Raw genomic sequence first — 14,899 nt, forward strand, 5'->3', positions numbered from 1 at the left:
TAGTAGCGCTACAACCCGATTTTCGATTTCTTTAGCCGCGACGACGAGAAGCCTGGCCCGAACGCGTGGACGTTCCGCACGGCCGACTACGTCTCTGTTGATGACGGCACCGGCTTGGTCCACATCGCGCCCTACGGTGAGGAGGATATGTTCGTCCTCGCTGACGCCGGCATCGAGGTGGTCGAAACCGTCGATCCCGCAGGCAAGTTCATGGCGAACACCCCCGACTATCAGGGCCTCAACGTGTTCGACGCGAACCGCCCAATCATCAACGACCTGCGTGACGGCTCTGGCTCGCAGTCCCGTATCGAGACGGACGTGCGCGCGGTTCTCGTACGCGAGCAGTCCTACGTGCACTCCTACCCACACTGCTGGCGCTGCCGCGAACCCCTCATCTACAAGCCCGTGACCTCGTGGTTCGTGGCCGTCACCGAATTCAAGGACCGCATGGTCGAGCTCAACGAGCAGATCACGTGGCAGCCCGAACACATCAAGGACGGCATCTTCGGCAACTGGCTCGAGGGCGCTCGCGATTGGTCAATTTCGCGGAACCGCTTCTGGGGCACGCCCATCCCCGTGTGGAAGTCCGATAACCCCGAGTACCCGCGCATCGACGTGTACGGATCATTCGAGGAGCTCGAGCGCGATTTCGGCCGCCTGCCCCGCAACCGCAAGGGCGAGCCGGATCTGCACCGCCCGTTCATCGACGAGCTGACCCGCCCGAACCCGGACGATCCGACAGGAAAGTCCGTCATGCGCCGCATCGACGACATCCTTGACGTATGGTTTGACTCCGGCTCGATGCCCTTCGCCCAAAAGCACTACCCGTTCGACAATCAGGAATGGTTCGATTCGCACTTCCCGGGCGACTTCATCGTGGAGTACATCGGGCAGACCCGCGGCTGGTTCTACGTTATGCACGTGCTGTCCACCGCGATCTTCGACAAGCCGGCCTTCACCTCGTGCATCTCGCACGGTATCGTGCTCGGCAATGACGGGCGCAAGGCGTCGAAGTCGCTGCGCAACTATCCGGATCCGATGGAGATGTACGACGTGTACGGATCGGACGCCGTGCGCTGGATGCTCATGAGCTCGCCGGTTCTGCGCGGCGGAAACCTTGTGGTCAACGAGGAGGGGATCCGCGAGGCGATGCGCCACGTGATCCTTCCGCTGTGGAACACCTGGTACTTCTTCGCGCTGTACGCCGGAACGGTCAACGATGGCAAGGGGTACGTTGCTTCGGCGATCGACGTGAACGACGCCGATGCGCTCGCTTCCCTCGACGTCATGGATCGCTACCTCCTCTCGCGCACGAAGCTCCTCGCGGATTCGGTTCGCGAGCATCTGGATGGCCTCGACATCCCGGCCGCGGCGGCCGAGATCCGCGCACATATCGATCTGCTGACGAACTGGTACGTTCGCACCTCGCGCGATCGCTTCTGGAACGAGGACAAGGCGGCGTTCGACACGCTGTACACCTCGCTCGAAACGCTCATGCGCATTTCCGCGACCCTGCTTCCATTGGTTGCCGAAGAGATCTGGCGTGGCCTGACGGGCGAGCGCTCGGTTCACCTGACCGATTGGCCGATCTGGCCGGATCAGGTGGTGGACGAGGATCTCGTGCAGATCATGGACGAGGTTCGCGACGTCGTCTCGCACGCCCACTCGCTGCGCAAGGCGAACAATCTGCGCGTGCGCCAGCCGCTGCGCGCCCTGACCGTGGTCACGGACCTCGACCTTGGGCGCTTCGCCGATCTCATCGCCTCCGAGGTCAACGTCAAGGAGGTGCGCATCCAGACGGCCGAAGAGTCCGGCCTCGAGGTGCGCAAGGAGCTCGCCGTGTTGCCGCGCGAACTCGATCCGCAGGTTCGCCGCCACACGTCGGCTCTGTTCAAGGCTGCCCGCGAGGGTAACTGGGAGCGCGTTGATGGCGGTGTGCTCATGAAGACCGACCCAGAGATCGTGCTTCTGGAGGGCCAGTTTGAGGCGACGACGGCCGTGGAGGCCGACGAGGGCTCCGTGGCTGACGTGCTGAATTCCGGCGCGTTCGTGGTGCTCGACACCGTGCTGGACGCCGAGCTCGAAGCGGAGGGCTACGCCCGCGACGTGATTCGCGCCGTGCAAGATCAGCGCAAGGCCGATGATCTTCACGTGGCCGACCGCATCCGCCTCTCGCTTCGCGTCCCCGACGAGAAGCTGACAGCCGTGGAGTCGAATATCGAGATGATCGCCGCCGAAACCCTCGCTCTCGACACGAGCGTTGAGGGTGGCGCTACCGGCATCGAGGCGACCGTGGAGAAGATCGCGTGAATGAACTGACAGGCTCGCCCGAATTCGACGACGACGAGCAGGAACTTTCGCCCGAGGAACTGGCCGAACAGGCGAAGTCTGAGGAGCTGCAGGCCGCCCTTGAGACCCTGCTCAGGTCCCCGCTCGTCGTGGGGCCGGACCCGAGCGTCGTCGACGATTTGCTCGGTACGGAATCGGAAGTCAAGGAACGCGAACCCATCGATGAGCTCGCCGAGCAGGCCGAGCTCGACCGCCAGGTCGCGCAGATTTACGCGAAAATTCAAGAGCGCGCGCCTGAGCACAAGGTTCAGCCATCCACGCAGCGCGTGGTCGATTGCCTCGACATGATGGGCAATCCGCAGCGGCAGTACCGCGCCGTGCACATCACCGGCACGAACGGCAAGACGTCCGTGGCGCGGATGGTCGAGGCGCTTCTGCGCGAGCGCGGGCTGCGCACTGGCCGGTTCACGTCTCCGCACCTGAACTCGGTGCGCGAGCGGATCTCCATTGACGGGCACGCGATCTCGCCAGCCGGGTTCATCCAGGCCTGGGAGGACGTCGCACCCTTCGTTGAGATGGTTGACGCGCAGTCGGCAGCCAATGGCGGGCCGCGCATGAGCTTCTTCGAGGTGTTTACCGTCATGGCGTTTGCCGCGTTTGCGGACGCTCCGGTGGACGTCGCCGTCGTCGAAGTGGGCATGGGCGGGCAGTGGGACGCGACGAACGTCATTGACGCGGACGTCGCCGTTCTCATGACCGTGGCGCACGACCACGAAAAGTGGCTTGGCTCGGAACTGACCGATATCGCGCGCGAAAAGGTTGGCATCCTCAGCCCGGGCGCAACGCTCGTGAGCGCCACACAAGAGCCCGAGGTGGAGGCCCTCGTTCGCGAGGCCGTGGCGAGGAATCGCGCCACCTACGTGCGTTATGGCGACCGCCTCGAGGTTCTCGATCGCGAGGGCGCCGTAGGCGGGCAGATGATCTCGGTCCGCACGCCCTCGGCTGTCTACGAGGACGTGCCGCTGGCGATGTATGGCAAGTATCAGGCCGAGAACGCGGCAATTGCGATCGCGGCCGTCGAGGCGCTGTTTGGCGGGGGAGCGTGGAGCGGCGACGTCGTCGAGCACGCGCTCATGGCCACCGTGTCGCCTGGCCGCATGGAGGTCATCAAGAACTCGCCGCTCGTTATCGCCGACGCCGCACACAATCCAGCTGGCGCCGAGGCGACCATCGAGGCTCTCGAGGAGTCCTTCCCGGGCACGCGCGTGCTCGTGTTCTCGGCGATGGCCGACAAGGACGTGGATGGCCTGCTCTCCGTGCTCGAACCGCACTTCCATTCGGTCGTGGTCACGCAGATGAACACCGAGCGTGCGATGCCCATCGACGAGATCGCTGAGATCGCGCGAGACGTGTTTGGCGATGACCGCGTGGCTTACGAGCCGAACGTGGACGCGGCGATCGTGTTCGCCGCCGACGTGGCAGAGAGCGTCAATCCCGAAGAGGTCACCACACCCTCCGTTGTGGTGATGGGCTCTGTCATCTTGGCCGCCGAAGCGCGCGCCGTCATGGGCCGCCCCAAACCCGACCAGGCTTAGCACTCACAGTGGCTGAGGCTGTGCAGCGGCCTACTCGCCGCTGCGATCGGCCTCGCCCTCGCGATCGGCGTCGCCGTCGCCGACTGTGAAGCGGCGGAACTGCGGGAAAACAACCGCGCAGGCCGCCATGCCGATGAGGACGAGCACGCCGCCACCCCACGTGGTGGCCGCGGGCCCGATAAATTCGCTTGCTCCGCCGTGGAGGAAATCCGCGATGCGTGGGCCACCTGCCACGACGACGATGAACACACCCTGCAAGCGGCCGCGCACATGATCGTTGGTTTCGCCGAGCAAAATGGACTGTCGGAAGGCTGCGGAGCTCATATCGGAGGCGCCGCCGACGGCCAGCGCGGTGACGGCGGCGACCAGCATGATCACGCGAGCCTGCGGCGCGAACTCGAAGGCGATGCCGGCGGCAACCATGGCCGCACCCCACGCAGAAATCGCCACGAGAACCGCCAATCCGTAGCGCCGCACCCGCGAGATCCATCCGCCGAGCACCCCGCCGAGCACCGCCCCGATCGGCATGCCGGCATATAGGAGCGCGAATTCGATCCCGCCTTCGGGGTTCCCGCCGAACACCGTGTGCGCGACCTCGGGGAACACGGCGCGGGGCATGCCGAAGATCATGGCGATGAGGTCGACGATGAAGCTGACCATGACGATGTGGTGCATGCCCAGATACTGCAGGCCCTCAAGGACGGATCTGAGCCCCGGCGTCGTGGTGGCGCGGCCCGGCGCGGGAAGCGAGGGGAGCTTGTAGACCGCATACAGCGTGGCGAACAGCGTGATCGTGTCGATGAGATAGAGGGCAGAGTAACCGAGCACAGGGATGAGCGCGCCGCCCACAAGTGGGCCTGCGATGGCTCCGGCAGACATGACGGTCATGTTCAGCGCGTTGGCGGCCGGTAGCTGAGAAAGCGGCACGATCTGCGGCAGGATCGCGGTTCGGGCGGGCTGGTTCACCGCGAAAAACGCCTGTTGAACTGAGAAGATCGTCAGCAGGAGCCAGACGTTTCGAAGGTCCATTGCCGCCTGCACCCAGAACAGCGCTGAGGTGATGATGATGCCAAGGGTTGTGATTTCGAGGAGTTTTTGCCGGTCGAAGTGATCGGCAAGCGCGCCGCCCCACAGCCCGAAAATGACGAGCGGCACGAGGCCGAAGAGGCCTGCGACGCCGACCATTCCCGACGATCCCGTGATGTCGTAAATCTGGGCGGGCACGGCCACGACGGTGAGCTGAGCGCCGATGACCGTGGCGATATTTGCCAGCCAGAGCCGCCGAAAGTGGGGGCTTTTCAAGGGACGCGTGTCTGCAAACAATCCCCGCAATGCTTTCCAGATGGCCCTCACCTCGATCTTCCTCGAGTCATCGTACGCCCGCCCTCATCCCAATGCACCGCCGAATTGTCCAGCGAGCAACAAAAGAGGGCGCCCAGACCTTACGATGGACTCATGAGTGAACAGACATTGATTCTTGTAAAGCCCGACGGCGTCAAGCGCGGTCTCGTGGGCGAAATCCTGCGCCGGATCGAGGCGAAGGGCTACCGCATCGAGCGCATGCGGATGCTCACCGCCACCGATGAGCTGCTTGCCAAGCACTATCACGAGCACACGGAAAAGCCGTTCTACACGGGCATGACGGACTACATGAAGTCCGGCCCGATCGTGGCTGCCGTGATTGAAGGTACGCGCGTCATTGAAGGCGTGCGTTCGCTGTCCGGTGCCACCGAGCCCACCGCGGCTGCCCCGGGAACGATCCGCGGCGACCTCGGCCGTGACTGGGGAACCGGCGAGATCGAGAACCTCATTCATTCCTCTGACGGCGAGGAATCGGCCGCACTCGAGATCTCCGTGTGGTTCGACTAGGGCAGAGCGATGAAGGATTGGGTTATCGCGTGGTTGACGCGCACCCGCGAGCTCATCACCGATAACCGGGAGTTACTCAACGAACTCGATCGCGAGATCGGCGACGGCGACCACGGCGAAGGACTCGACCACGCGTTTTCCCTGATCAAACTTGATGGCGACTACGCCTCGGGCGCCGATGCCCTGCGTCAGGTCGCGCTCGGGTTGCGGATGAATCTGCCCGGCGCCGGTGGCGAGATCCTTGCCGGGTCCTACCAGCGCATGGCAGACGTCCTCGCGCTCGCGGATGACATGCTGGCCGACGACTATCCGGACGTCGTGCCCGTGTCGAGCATCGGTGAGGGAGCGGCGAGCATCGTGGCGGCCATGATTGAAGCCGGCCGCGACGCGGCTCAGGATCTTGGCCAGGCAGCCGAAGGCGACAAGACGTTTGTGGACGCGTGGGCGCCGGCTGCCCGCGAGGCCAGAGCGAGCGCCGACGACGGCGGGTCGGTAGCCGACGTTCTGGCGGCGGCGAGCGAGGCGGCTCGGGAGGGCTGCGAGGCGACTGTTAACATGGTGGCCAACAAGGGGCGCGCGGCGTTTTTGGGTAAGAAATCCGCGGGGCACATGGACCCGGGCGCGAAGTCGGTCTCCCTCATCATTGAGGCCGCGGCCGGCGCGGCTCGTCACTAGGTGTTTCCAGCGCGGTATTTCGCCGGTTTACGGTTAAACTGGCTCCGTGCATCTGAAAACCTTGACCCTGCGTGGCTTTAAGTCATTCGCGACGGCGACCACGCTGAGTTTCGAACCGGGCATTAACTGCGTTGTGGGGCCAAACGGCTCTGGAAAATCTAACGTTGTTGATGCCCTCGCGTGGGTTATGGGTGAGCAGGGTGCAAAGAACCTGCGCGGCGGCGCGATGGCGGACGTCATCTTCGCGGGAACGGCGAAGCGACCGGCGCTCGGACGCGCCGAGGTGACGCTCACGATCGACAACACCGATGGCGCGCTGCCGATTGACTATTCGGAAGTCACCATTTCACGCACCCTGTTCCGCACGGGCGGGTCCGAATACGCCATCAACGGCACGGCGTGCCGCTTGCTCGACATTCAAGAGCTGCTCTCGGATACTGGCATGGGCCGGGAAATGCACGTAATCATCGGCCAGGGCAAACTCGATGAGGTCCTGACGGCCTCGCCTGAAGACCGGCGCGGATTCATCGAAGAGGCTGCCGGCGTGCTCAAGCATCGGCGCCGCAAGGAAAAGGCTCTGCGCAAGCTCGATTCGATGCAGGGCAACCTCACGCGCATTGAGGATCTGACGGCCGAGCTGCGCCGTCAGCTGGGTCCGCTCGCGCGCCAGGCGGCAACTGCGCGGCGCGCCCAGGTCATTCAGGCCGAGGTGTTCGACGCGCGCGCTCGTATTCTGGCCGATGATCTCGCTCAGGCACAGGCCCGCGTCCAAGCCCAGACCGTGGATGAAAAGAAGTTTCAGGCCCAGCGCGAGGAGCTGGAAGGCAGGATCTCGGCGGCGCGCGCGGAGGTCGCCCGCCTCCAAGATGAAGCCGATGCCGCCAGCCCGCAGATCGCTGCGTTCACCGAAAACTGGCAGCGGCTCGGATCGCTCGTTGAGCGCTTCCGCGGACTTGCCCAGCTCGCCTCGGAGCGTCAGCGTTCGCTCCTGCAAGGATCGCCGAAGGTTCACCGCGGCGAGTCGCCGGAATCGCTTCGCGAACGGGCCGCGCAGGCCCGCGAAGAAGAAGACGCGCTGGCCAAAGAAGTCCGCGACGCCGAGGACGCACTTCGCGATGTTATCTCCCGCCGTGAAAAGGCCGAGGCGCACGAAGCAGATATCGATCAGCAGCTGACGGCGATTAATCGATCGCTGGCCGATCGCCGCGAGACGGCCGCCCGGCTGTCCGGCAAGATTTCCACTGCCACCTCGCGCATCGAGGCGCTGACCAGCGAGCACGAGCGCGTCATGTCAGCCGTTACGGACGCGCAGCAGCGTGCCGCGGAGGCCGAGGCGCAGGTCATTGAACTCGAGCAGCAGGCGGTGGCCCATTCGGATGGCGATGATTCGCTGTCCATCGCCCACGAGGAAGCCGCCCGCGAGCAACAAGCTGCCCGGGACGCCGTCGAGGCCACCCGCCAAGCGCTCGTCGACGCGCAGGCGAGCGTGGTCGAGTGGCGAACGAAGGCCGACACGCTCGAGCTGTCACTGGCGCCGGAGGACGCCACGGCGTGGCTCATCAACGACCACCGCTCGGGGGTCAGCGGGCTCGTGCGCGATGCGGTGAAGATTTCCGGCGGCTGGGAAGCTGCCGCCGAGGCTGCGCTTTCCGGCGTCGCCGAAGGTGCCATCGTTGCGAATATTGACGCGGCCGTCGATGCCCTGCGTGCGGCCCGAGCCGCCGACGCCGGCCACGTCGAACTCCTCATTGAGGGCGCCGATTCCAGCCAAGATCGCGACGACGCCGCGCGCGCAGCACTCGAGGCATCCGGGCTCGCGAGCGATCAGGCTCGCCTGGCCGCCGACGTCATCGAGGGGCGAAGCGCCTCGGCACGCGCCCTGCGCTCGCTTGTATCGGGCACGGTCCTATGCGTCGACCTCGCAGCGGCCAAGCAATTGCTCGACGCCGGGGCGCCGTCGGTGGCAACCATGGCCGGCGACGTCCTGTCGGGCACACATGCGTGGGGAGGCGAGGCACAGGCCGCCGCAATCCTGGCGCGTCAGGCCACCTACGACGACGCCCGCGCTCAGGCTGCTCAAGCGCAGGAACGCGTGGGCGAGGCAGAGATCGATCTCGACAACGCTCGCACGAAGGCGGAGGCAGCCGACGAGGAGTTCTCGCAGGTGGCAGCCAAGCTCACCGCCCGTGATTCGCAGCTGGCCGCGGTGACCGCGCAGCTTGGCGTCCTGCGTCAATCGGTGGCGGCCGCGCGGTCGGATGTCGATCGCAATACCGAGCGGGCCGAGCGCATCGACGCCGAGCTCGAGTCCCGCAGGGGCGAGCTGGAGTCGCTGACGCAGCAGCAGGACGAGCTCGATGCTGAACCTGAAGACTATGCCGCGAGGTCGGCGTCGTTGACGGGTGAACGCGACGCGGCACACAAGGCAACCGTCGGTTTGCGCTCGGACGAAACCGAAGCACGCCTGAAGCTTCGCACGCGAGAGGAGAGGCTGCGCGCGTCGTCGGGCCGCTCGGAAGCGCTCGAGAACCAGGCCAAGGCGGTCGAGGCGCGCATCGCCCAGGAAGAGCGGCAGGCGGCACGGCGTGCCGAGGCGGCGTTGATGGCGGAGGGCGTGTCCAACGACGCGCATGCGGCGCTCGTCGCAACTCAGGAATTGCTGACCGCGGTGACGGTGGAGCGCGAGGAGGCCGAGGCCCAGCGTTCGACCCGCGAAACCGAATTGTCGGCGGCGCGCCGTCACTACGAGCGCCTGCAGTCCGAGGAACGCGAGCTCGACGATCTCGCCCACCGCCAGGAACTCGCGCTCGCCGAGCAGCGCCTGCGCTACGACCAGCTCGCCGCGCGCGCGATCGATGATCTTGGCATGAGTGCCGACGTGCTCGTCAATGAGTTCGGCCCGCACCTGATGATTACGCAGAACGTCGTAGAGGGGGATCCGCCCAAGCCCGACGTCCCGTTCGTGCGCGAGGAACAGGAAAAGCGGCTTGCGAAGGCCGAACGCGACCTGGCGCGCCTCGGCCGGATTAATCCTCTCGCGCTCGAGGAGCACGCGGCCCTCGAGGAACGTCAGCGCTACCTGACCGAGCAGCTGGAGGACCTGCGCCGATCGCGCTCGGACCTGCTCGGAATCGTGAAAGACATCGATGAGCGCGTGGAAGAGGTCATGACGAGCGCGCTTGAGGACGTGGCGCGCGAATTTGAGGCGACGTTTGAGCGGCTGTTCCCCGGCGGCAAGGGCAACCTCGTGCTGACCGATCCGCAGGACGTGCTGAGCACGGGAGTCGACATCGAAGCGCGCCCGCCCGGCAAACGCATCAAGAGACTGTCGCTGCTGTCTGGCGGCGAGCGATCGCTGACGGCCGTGGCGTTCCTCGTGGCAATCTTCAAGGCACGCCCCTCGCCGTTCTACGTCATGGACGAGGTCGAGGCAGCGCTGGATGACACGAACCTCTCGCGTCTGCTTGGCCTGTTTAAAGAACTGCAGGATAACTCCCAGCTCCTGATCATCACCCATCAAAAGCGCACGATGGAGATCGCAGACGCGCTCTATGGCGTGGCGATGCGCGAGGACGGGGTGACGACAGTCATTTCTCAGCGGGTCAAAGAGCTCGCGACGTAGCGCGGCACCCACCCGTCCCACGGTATGTCCTGACGGTGTGACGGAGGTCGTGTCCGAACTGTGACCAAATCACGGAGTGCCACAGATGATTTCTGCGCGGTATTCCGTTAGAAATGAAGTGTGATCTCATCTGTCTTGCTCGTTGTTGCCGTCGGCGCTGCCATTGGTGGCGGCGTCCGCGTGCTCAAGTCCAACGAGTCCGGCGCGGCAAAGGGCCGCGAGTGGCTTGAAGAATCCGTGACGGCCTGGCGCTCGAAGGAGCTTGATCCCAAGCAATTCGACGTCTACCACGAGGATCTTGAGCTCGGTGATCTGTTTTCGCAGTTCGAGCACGACGACGGCGATCCCTACTATTCGCCCGACGGCATCGAGGAGCGTCTGACTCAGGTCACGGGCTCCAACGTGCCGAAGATGATTGTGGATTCGACTGAACTTGCCGCGTTGCGGGCGATCGAGGCTGCCAAGAAGGCCAGCGCCAAGCGCGAGGCCGAAGCGGCTGAGAAGGCTGACGGTTCGCCGTCGACGACCGACAAGATTGTCGCTAAGGCACTCGCCGCGAAGGATCTCGCTGTGCAGGGTGGGAAGTCCGCCGTCACTGGGGCAACCAACCTTGGCAAGCGCGCTGTGGGCGCGGTGCAATCCGTGCGAAAGCCAAAGAAGGCCCGGACATCTCGCGCCTCATCGGCTGACGATCGCTCGAAGCAACAGCGCCAAGCGCCGGCTCGTCCGCGCAAGGCGGCAGCGAAAAGGGCGCCGAAGCCGACCGCCAATAGAGCTCCGAAGAGAGCGCCGAGGCGGGCACCGTCCGCCGACACCCCACAGGCTCGGCAAACCAGGTGGCCATCTGGAGCGCCCAAGCTCGCGAAGGGCGAGGACCCAGACCAGCGCGCCTCGGCCTGAATGTGACGGGTGAGCTTCTTAGCTAACAGGCTGAAAACTTTGGTAATCGTGCGAAGGTACGGGAAACTAGAGACGTGAACACTACAGATATCTTGATCATTGTTGTTGGCGTTCTTGCGGTGCTGGCGCTTGGCGCGGGACTCATCGCCCGCTATCGTCGCTCATCCGCCCAGGAACTGCCTTGGGAAAAGCGCGAGCAGATCGAGGCCGAGGAGCCCGGCTCAACCACGGCTATCGATGACGCAGACGCGCTCGCCATCGAAGAAAAGACCCGGCCCGGCTTGGAATCGGCTCCGGCTGATCCGGATGCCACCACGGCCACCGAAATTGAGGCGCCCGAGCCTGTCGGCTCGCGCATGGAGCGCTTGCGCGGTCGGCTCGCCTCCGGCGGCGCCCTTGGCCGCACGCTGCTGTCGATCCTCTCGCGCGGCGATCTGTCCGAGACCGATTGGGAAGAACTCGAAGAAACCCTGCTGGTGGCCGATGTCGGTCTGGATGCCACGACCGAACTCATGGACACCCTTCGCACCGAGACGAAGGTGCGTAGCACGACCGATCCGGAGGTCGTCCGCGAGATTTTGCGCGAGGAACTCATCAAGCTCGTCGATCCCTCGATGGACCGCAGCCTCGACGTCGAGCCCGGAACGGGGGACGACGGACACAAGCACCCGGCCACGATCCTCATGGTGGGCGTGAACGGCACTGGAAAGACGACGACGGTGGGCAAGCTCGCCCGCCTGCTCGTGGCCGAGGGCAAGAGCGTCCTCCTTGGAGCTGCTGACACGTTCCGCGCCGCCGCTGCCGATCAGCTTGGCACGTGGGGCGAGCGCGTTGGCGTGGAGGTCGTGCGCTCCGAACGCGAGGGCGCCGATCCCGCATCCGTGGCCTTCGAAACCGTCAAGGTCGGACGCGAGGAGGAGATCGACGTCGTGATTGTTGACACGGCAGGCCGCCTCCAGAACAAGTCCGGACTCATGGACGAACTGGGTAAGATCAAGCGCGTCATGGAGCGCGAGGCTCCCATGCGCGAGGTGCTCCTCGTCCTTGACGCAACGACCGGCCAAAACGGCATGCGCCAGGCTCAGGTCTTCGCCGAGGTCGCGGGTATCACGGGCATCGTGCTGACCAAGCTCGATGGCACCGCGAAGGGCGGCATCGTGATCTCGGTGCAGCGTGAACTGGGCGTTCCCGTCAAGTTTGTTGGACTTGGGGAGGGCGCCGACGACTTCGCGCCGTTCGTTCCCGAAGACTTCGTCGATTCGCTTCTGTCCTAGTTCGTGTGCGCTATCCGCCGAGCCGCGTCCGCTGAGGTGGAGGCGGCTCATGGCGTAGACTTGGCGCCAGTTCGTTCCCTATTAGAGGTCAAGCATGTTTAATTCGCTCTCAGATCGGATCACCGGTTCACTTCGGAACCTGCGCAAGGCGGGTCGCCTGTCGGAAAAGGACGTCGAGGCAGTCATTAGTGACATTCGGCGCGCTCTTCTTGACGCCGACGTCGCCCTGCCGGTTGTTCGTCAGTTCACGGCTTCCGTCCGGGAAAAGGCTGTAGGCGCGGTTGCTTCGCAGGCACTGAATCCGGCCCAGCAGGTCGTCAAGATCGTCAACGATGAGCTGATCGAGGTTCTAGGTGGCGAGACGCGCGAGCTGAATTGGGCGACCAAGCCGCCCACAGTCATCATGCTCGCCGGCCTCCAGGGTGCTGGTAAGACGACGCTCGCGGGTAAGCTCGGCCGCTGGCTGCGCGAAAATGGCCACCGGCCGCTTCTCGTCGCCTCGGATCTTCAGCGTCCAAACGCCGTTCAGCAGCTTCAGGTTGTGGGCGAGCAGGCGGGCGTTCACGTGTGGGCACCCGAGCCGGGTAACGGTGTGGGCGATCCCGTCGACGTGGCCCGCTCATCGATCCAGCACGCCAAGGAAAATACGTACGACGTCGTCGTGGTCGATACCGCCGGACGTCTCGGCGTTGACGAAGAGATGATGGAGCAGGCGCGCAACATTCGTGACGCCGTCAATCCTGACGAGATCCTGTTCGTGCTCGATGCCATGGTTGGTCAGGACGCGGTCAACACCTCGGTGGCCTTCCGGGACGGCGTCGGCTTTACGGGCGTTGTGCTCTCCAAACTCGACGGCGATGCGCGCGGTGGCGCCGCCCTGTCCGTTCGTGGCGTGACGGGTCAGCCGGTGCTCTTCGCCTCGACGGGCGAGAAGCTGGACGCCTTCGAGCGTTTCCATCCAGATCGCATGGCCTCGCGCATCCTCGACATGGGCGACATCCTCACCCTCATCGAGCAGGCGGAGAAGACCTGGTCCGAGGAGCAGGCCGAGGATCTCGCGTCGAAGATGGTCGAGGGTGATTTCACGCTCGATGACTTCCTCGACCAGCTCAACCAGATCCGCAAGATGGGCTCCATGAAGAAGATCATGGGCATGCTCCCGGGCATGGGGCAGTACCGCGACGCGCTTGAAGAATTCGACGAGCGCGAGGTCGATCGTCAGGAGGCCATCGTCAAGTCGATGACCCCCGCCGAACGTGCCGACACCAAGATTTTGAACGGCTCACGCCGCATGCGTATTGCCAACGGTTCGGGAACCACCGTAACCGAGGTCAACCAGCTCGTGGATCGCTTCGAGGACGCCAAGAAGGTGATGACCCAGATGAGCCGCGGTGGCGGAGTTCCGGGCATGCCGAACATGCCAGGGATGCCGGGCATGGGCGGTGGCTACACCAAGAAGCAGCCGAAGCGGAAGAAGAATCGCTCGGGTGGCAAGAAGGGCCGCTCTGGAAATCCTGCCAAGAGGCGCCAGCAGGAGCTCGCCGCCAAGCGCGAACGCGAGCAGGCAACAAAGGGCTCGGCATTCGGCCAGCCCACGCAGGGCGAACAGCCTGAGGTCAATCTCGATGACCTTGCCAAATTCCTCAAGTAGGGCAGGTCTATGACTATCCATTTGACCGGAACGCTACGCGGAACCGACGTTGAGGAAGCCTGGATTGTTGACGGGCGCATCACGAAGGAGCGCCCGCACGAGGCGGGTATTGCAGATAGCGTCTCGGGCTTCATTTATCCTGGCCTGCTCGACGTACATACCCATCCCGGCCTACGTCGCACGCCCGAGCCCCTATCGATTGACGAGATGCGACGCCGGCTCGAGATTCTCGCAAATGTCGGTGTCACGGCTGTGCGCGATGCAGGCGGCCAGCACGATGCGAACGAAGCGCGAATCGAGGGACTCCCGCGGGTGTTGCACTGCGGGCAGCACATCGGGCAATACAAGCGGTACGAACGTTATCTAGCAACGGAGACCGAGCCGGCGAACCTGCCCGAGGAGGCGTTGAGGCAGCTGTCGGTGAGCGGCGGCTGGATCAAAATCGTGGGGGATTGGATCGATCGAGAGGTCGGCGATCTCACGCCGCTGTGGCCTCGCGAGGCGCTCGTAGACGCCGTCGCCGCCGTACACGCGGAAGGCGGCAAAGTCACCGTCCACACCTTTGCGCGCGAGACGGTCGATGATCTGCTGGACGCCGGTGTGGACGGCATCGAACACGGCACGGGAATGACCCGCGATCACCTGCTCGAGGCCGCGAGCCGAGGAATCCTCATCACTCCGACTGTGCATCAGATTCGTCGATTCCCGGAATTTGCCGAGGCGGCGGCGAAGTATCCCGTCTATCAGGAGCGGATGCGGGGCATGGACGCGGTGCGGCGCGAACACCTAGCGCTCATGGTGGAGACCGGAACGCACTTCCTCATGGGCTCCGACACGGCAGAGAATGTGGGCGAGGTGAACCTGACCGACGAGCTCATCGACGCCGTGGATGACGGGATGCCCGCGCAGATCGTCATGGCCGCCGCGTCATTTGCTGGCCGGGAACGCCTTGGGCTGCCAACCTGGCACGACGGCGCGCCCGCCGATTTCGTGGTTTACTCCGAGGATCCGGAGATCAAAGTAT

The 14,899-nt window shown here is 64.6% G+C and carries 10 protein-coding genes; 9 read left to right on the forward strand and 1 reads right to left on the reverse strand.

Annotation, left to right across the window (positions count from 1 at the left end):
* The first annotated feature begins 147 nt into the window (after positions 1–147).
* Both ACHFFR_RS07785 and ACHFFR_RS07790 read left to right on the forward strand, forming a co-directional pair.
* Positions 148–2,310, forward strand: coding sequence for a class I tRNA ligase family protein (locus ACHFFR_RS07785; protein WP_394263701.1), 2,163 nt, complete (start codon positions 148–150; stop codon positions 2,308–2,310).
* Complete coding sequence (locus ACHFFR_RS07790) at positions 2,307–3,884, forward strand: bifunctional folylpolyglutamate synthase/dihydrofolate synthase (RefSeq protein WP_394263702.1); 1,578 nt, start codon at positions 2,307–2,309, stop codon at positions 3,882–3,884. The genes ACHFFR_RS07785 and ACHFFR_RS07790 overlap by 4 nt, the downstream gene beginning before the upstream one ends.
* Positions 3,885–3,914: 30 nt before the next feature.
* On the opposite strand, the gene ACHFFR_RS07795 is transcribed toward ACHFFR_RS07790, so the two are convergent.
* Positions 3,915–5,186, reverse strand: a complete 1,272-nt coding sequence (locus ACHFFR_RS07795; RefSeq protein ID WP_394263703.1) for an MFS transporter — start codon at positions 5,184–5,186, stop codon at positions 3,915–3,917.
* Between the two features lie 153 nt (positions 5,187–5,339).
* Here ACHFFR_RS07795 and ndk point away from each other — a divergent pair, with 153 nt between their 5' ends.
* The 7 genes from ndk to ACHFFR_RS07830 all read left to right on the forward strand — a co-directional run.
* Complete coding sequence (gene ndk / locus ACHFFR_RS07800; RefSeq protein WP_394263704.1) at positions 5,340–5,753, forward strand: nucleoside-diphosphate kinase; 414 nt, start codon at positions 5,340–5,342, stop codon at positions 5,751–5,753.
* A 9-nt stretch (positions 5,754–5,762) separates the two neighbouring features.
* Complete coding sequence (locus ACHFFR_RS07805) at positions 5,763–6,428, forward strand: DAK2 domain-containing protein (RefSeq protein ID WP_394263705.1); 666 nt, start codon at positions 5,763–5,765, stop codon at positions 6,426–6,428.
* 46 nt (positions 6,429–6,474) lie between these two features.
* The gene (smc, locus tag ACHFFR_RS07810) at positions 6,475–10,050 is read left to right on the forward strand and encodes a chromosome segregation protein SMC (RefSeq protein WP_394263706.1); all 3,576 of its coding nucleotides are present in this window, start codon (positions 6,475–6,477) and stop codon (positions 10,048–10,050) included.
* A gap of 120 nt (positions 10,051–10,170) precedes the next feature.
* Positions 10,171–10,950 (forward strand): hypothetical protein, encoded by a 780-nt coding sequence (locus tag ACHFFR_RS07815; RefSeq protein WP_394263707.1) that lies wholly within the window; start codon positions 10,171–10,173, stop codon positions 10,948–10,950.
* Positions 10,951–11,024: 74 nt separating this feature from the next.
* Positions 11,025–12,224 (forward strand): signal recognition particle-docking protein FtsY, encoded by a 1,200-nt coding sequence (gene ftsY / locus ACHFFR_RS07820; RefSeq protein WP_394263708.1) that lies wholly within the window; start codon positions 11,025–11,027, stop codon positions 12,222–12,224.
* Between the two features lie 94 nt (positions 12,225–12,318).
* The gene (gene ffh / locus ACHFFR_RS07825; protein ID WP_394263709.1) at positions 12,319–13,875 is read left to right on the forward strand and encodes a signal recognition particle protein; all 1,557 of its coding nucleotides are present in this window, start codon (positions 12,319–12,321) and stop codon (positions 13,873–13,875) included.
* 9 nt (positions 13,876–13,884) lie between these two features.
* On the forward strand, positions 13,885–14,899 hold a 1,015-nt coding region (locus tag ACHFFR_RS07830), incomplete at its 3' end, for an amidohydrolase family protein (protein WP_394263710.1).

The organism is Trueperella sp., assembly GCF_043424875.1.
In the GTDB taxonomy this organism is placed as follows: domain Bacteria; phylum Actinomycetota; class Actinomycetes; order Actinomycetales; family Actinomycetaceae; genus Trueperella.

What these genes read in the sequence shown, in the direction of transcription:
- ndk (WP_394263704.1), top strand. Translation starts at nt 5,340, where the DNA reads ATGAGTGAACAGACATTGATTCTTGTAAAGCCCGACGGCGTCAAGCGC.
- ACHFFR_RS07785 (WP_394263701.1), top strand. Translation starts at nt 148, where the DNA reads ATGTTCGTCCTCGCTGACGCCGGCATCGAGGTGGTCGAAACCGTCGAT.
- ffh (WP_394263709.1), top strand. Translation starts at nt 12,319, where the DNA reads ATGTTTAATTCGCTCTCAGATCGGATCACCGGTTCACTTCGGAACCTG.
- ACHFFR_RS07805 (WP_394263705.1), top strand. Translation starts at nt 5,763, where the DNA reads ATGAAGGATTGGGTTATCGCGTGGTTGACGCGCACCCGCGAGCTCATC.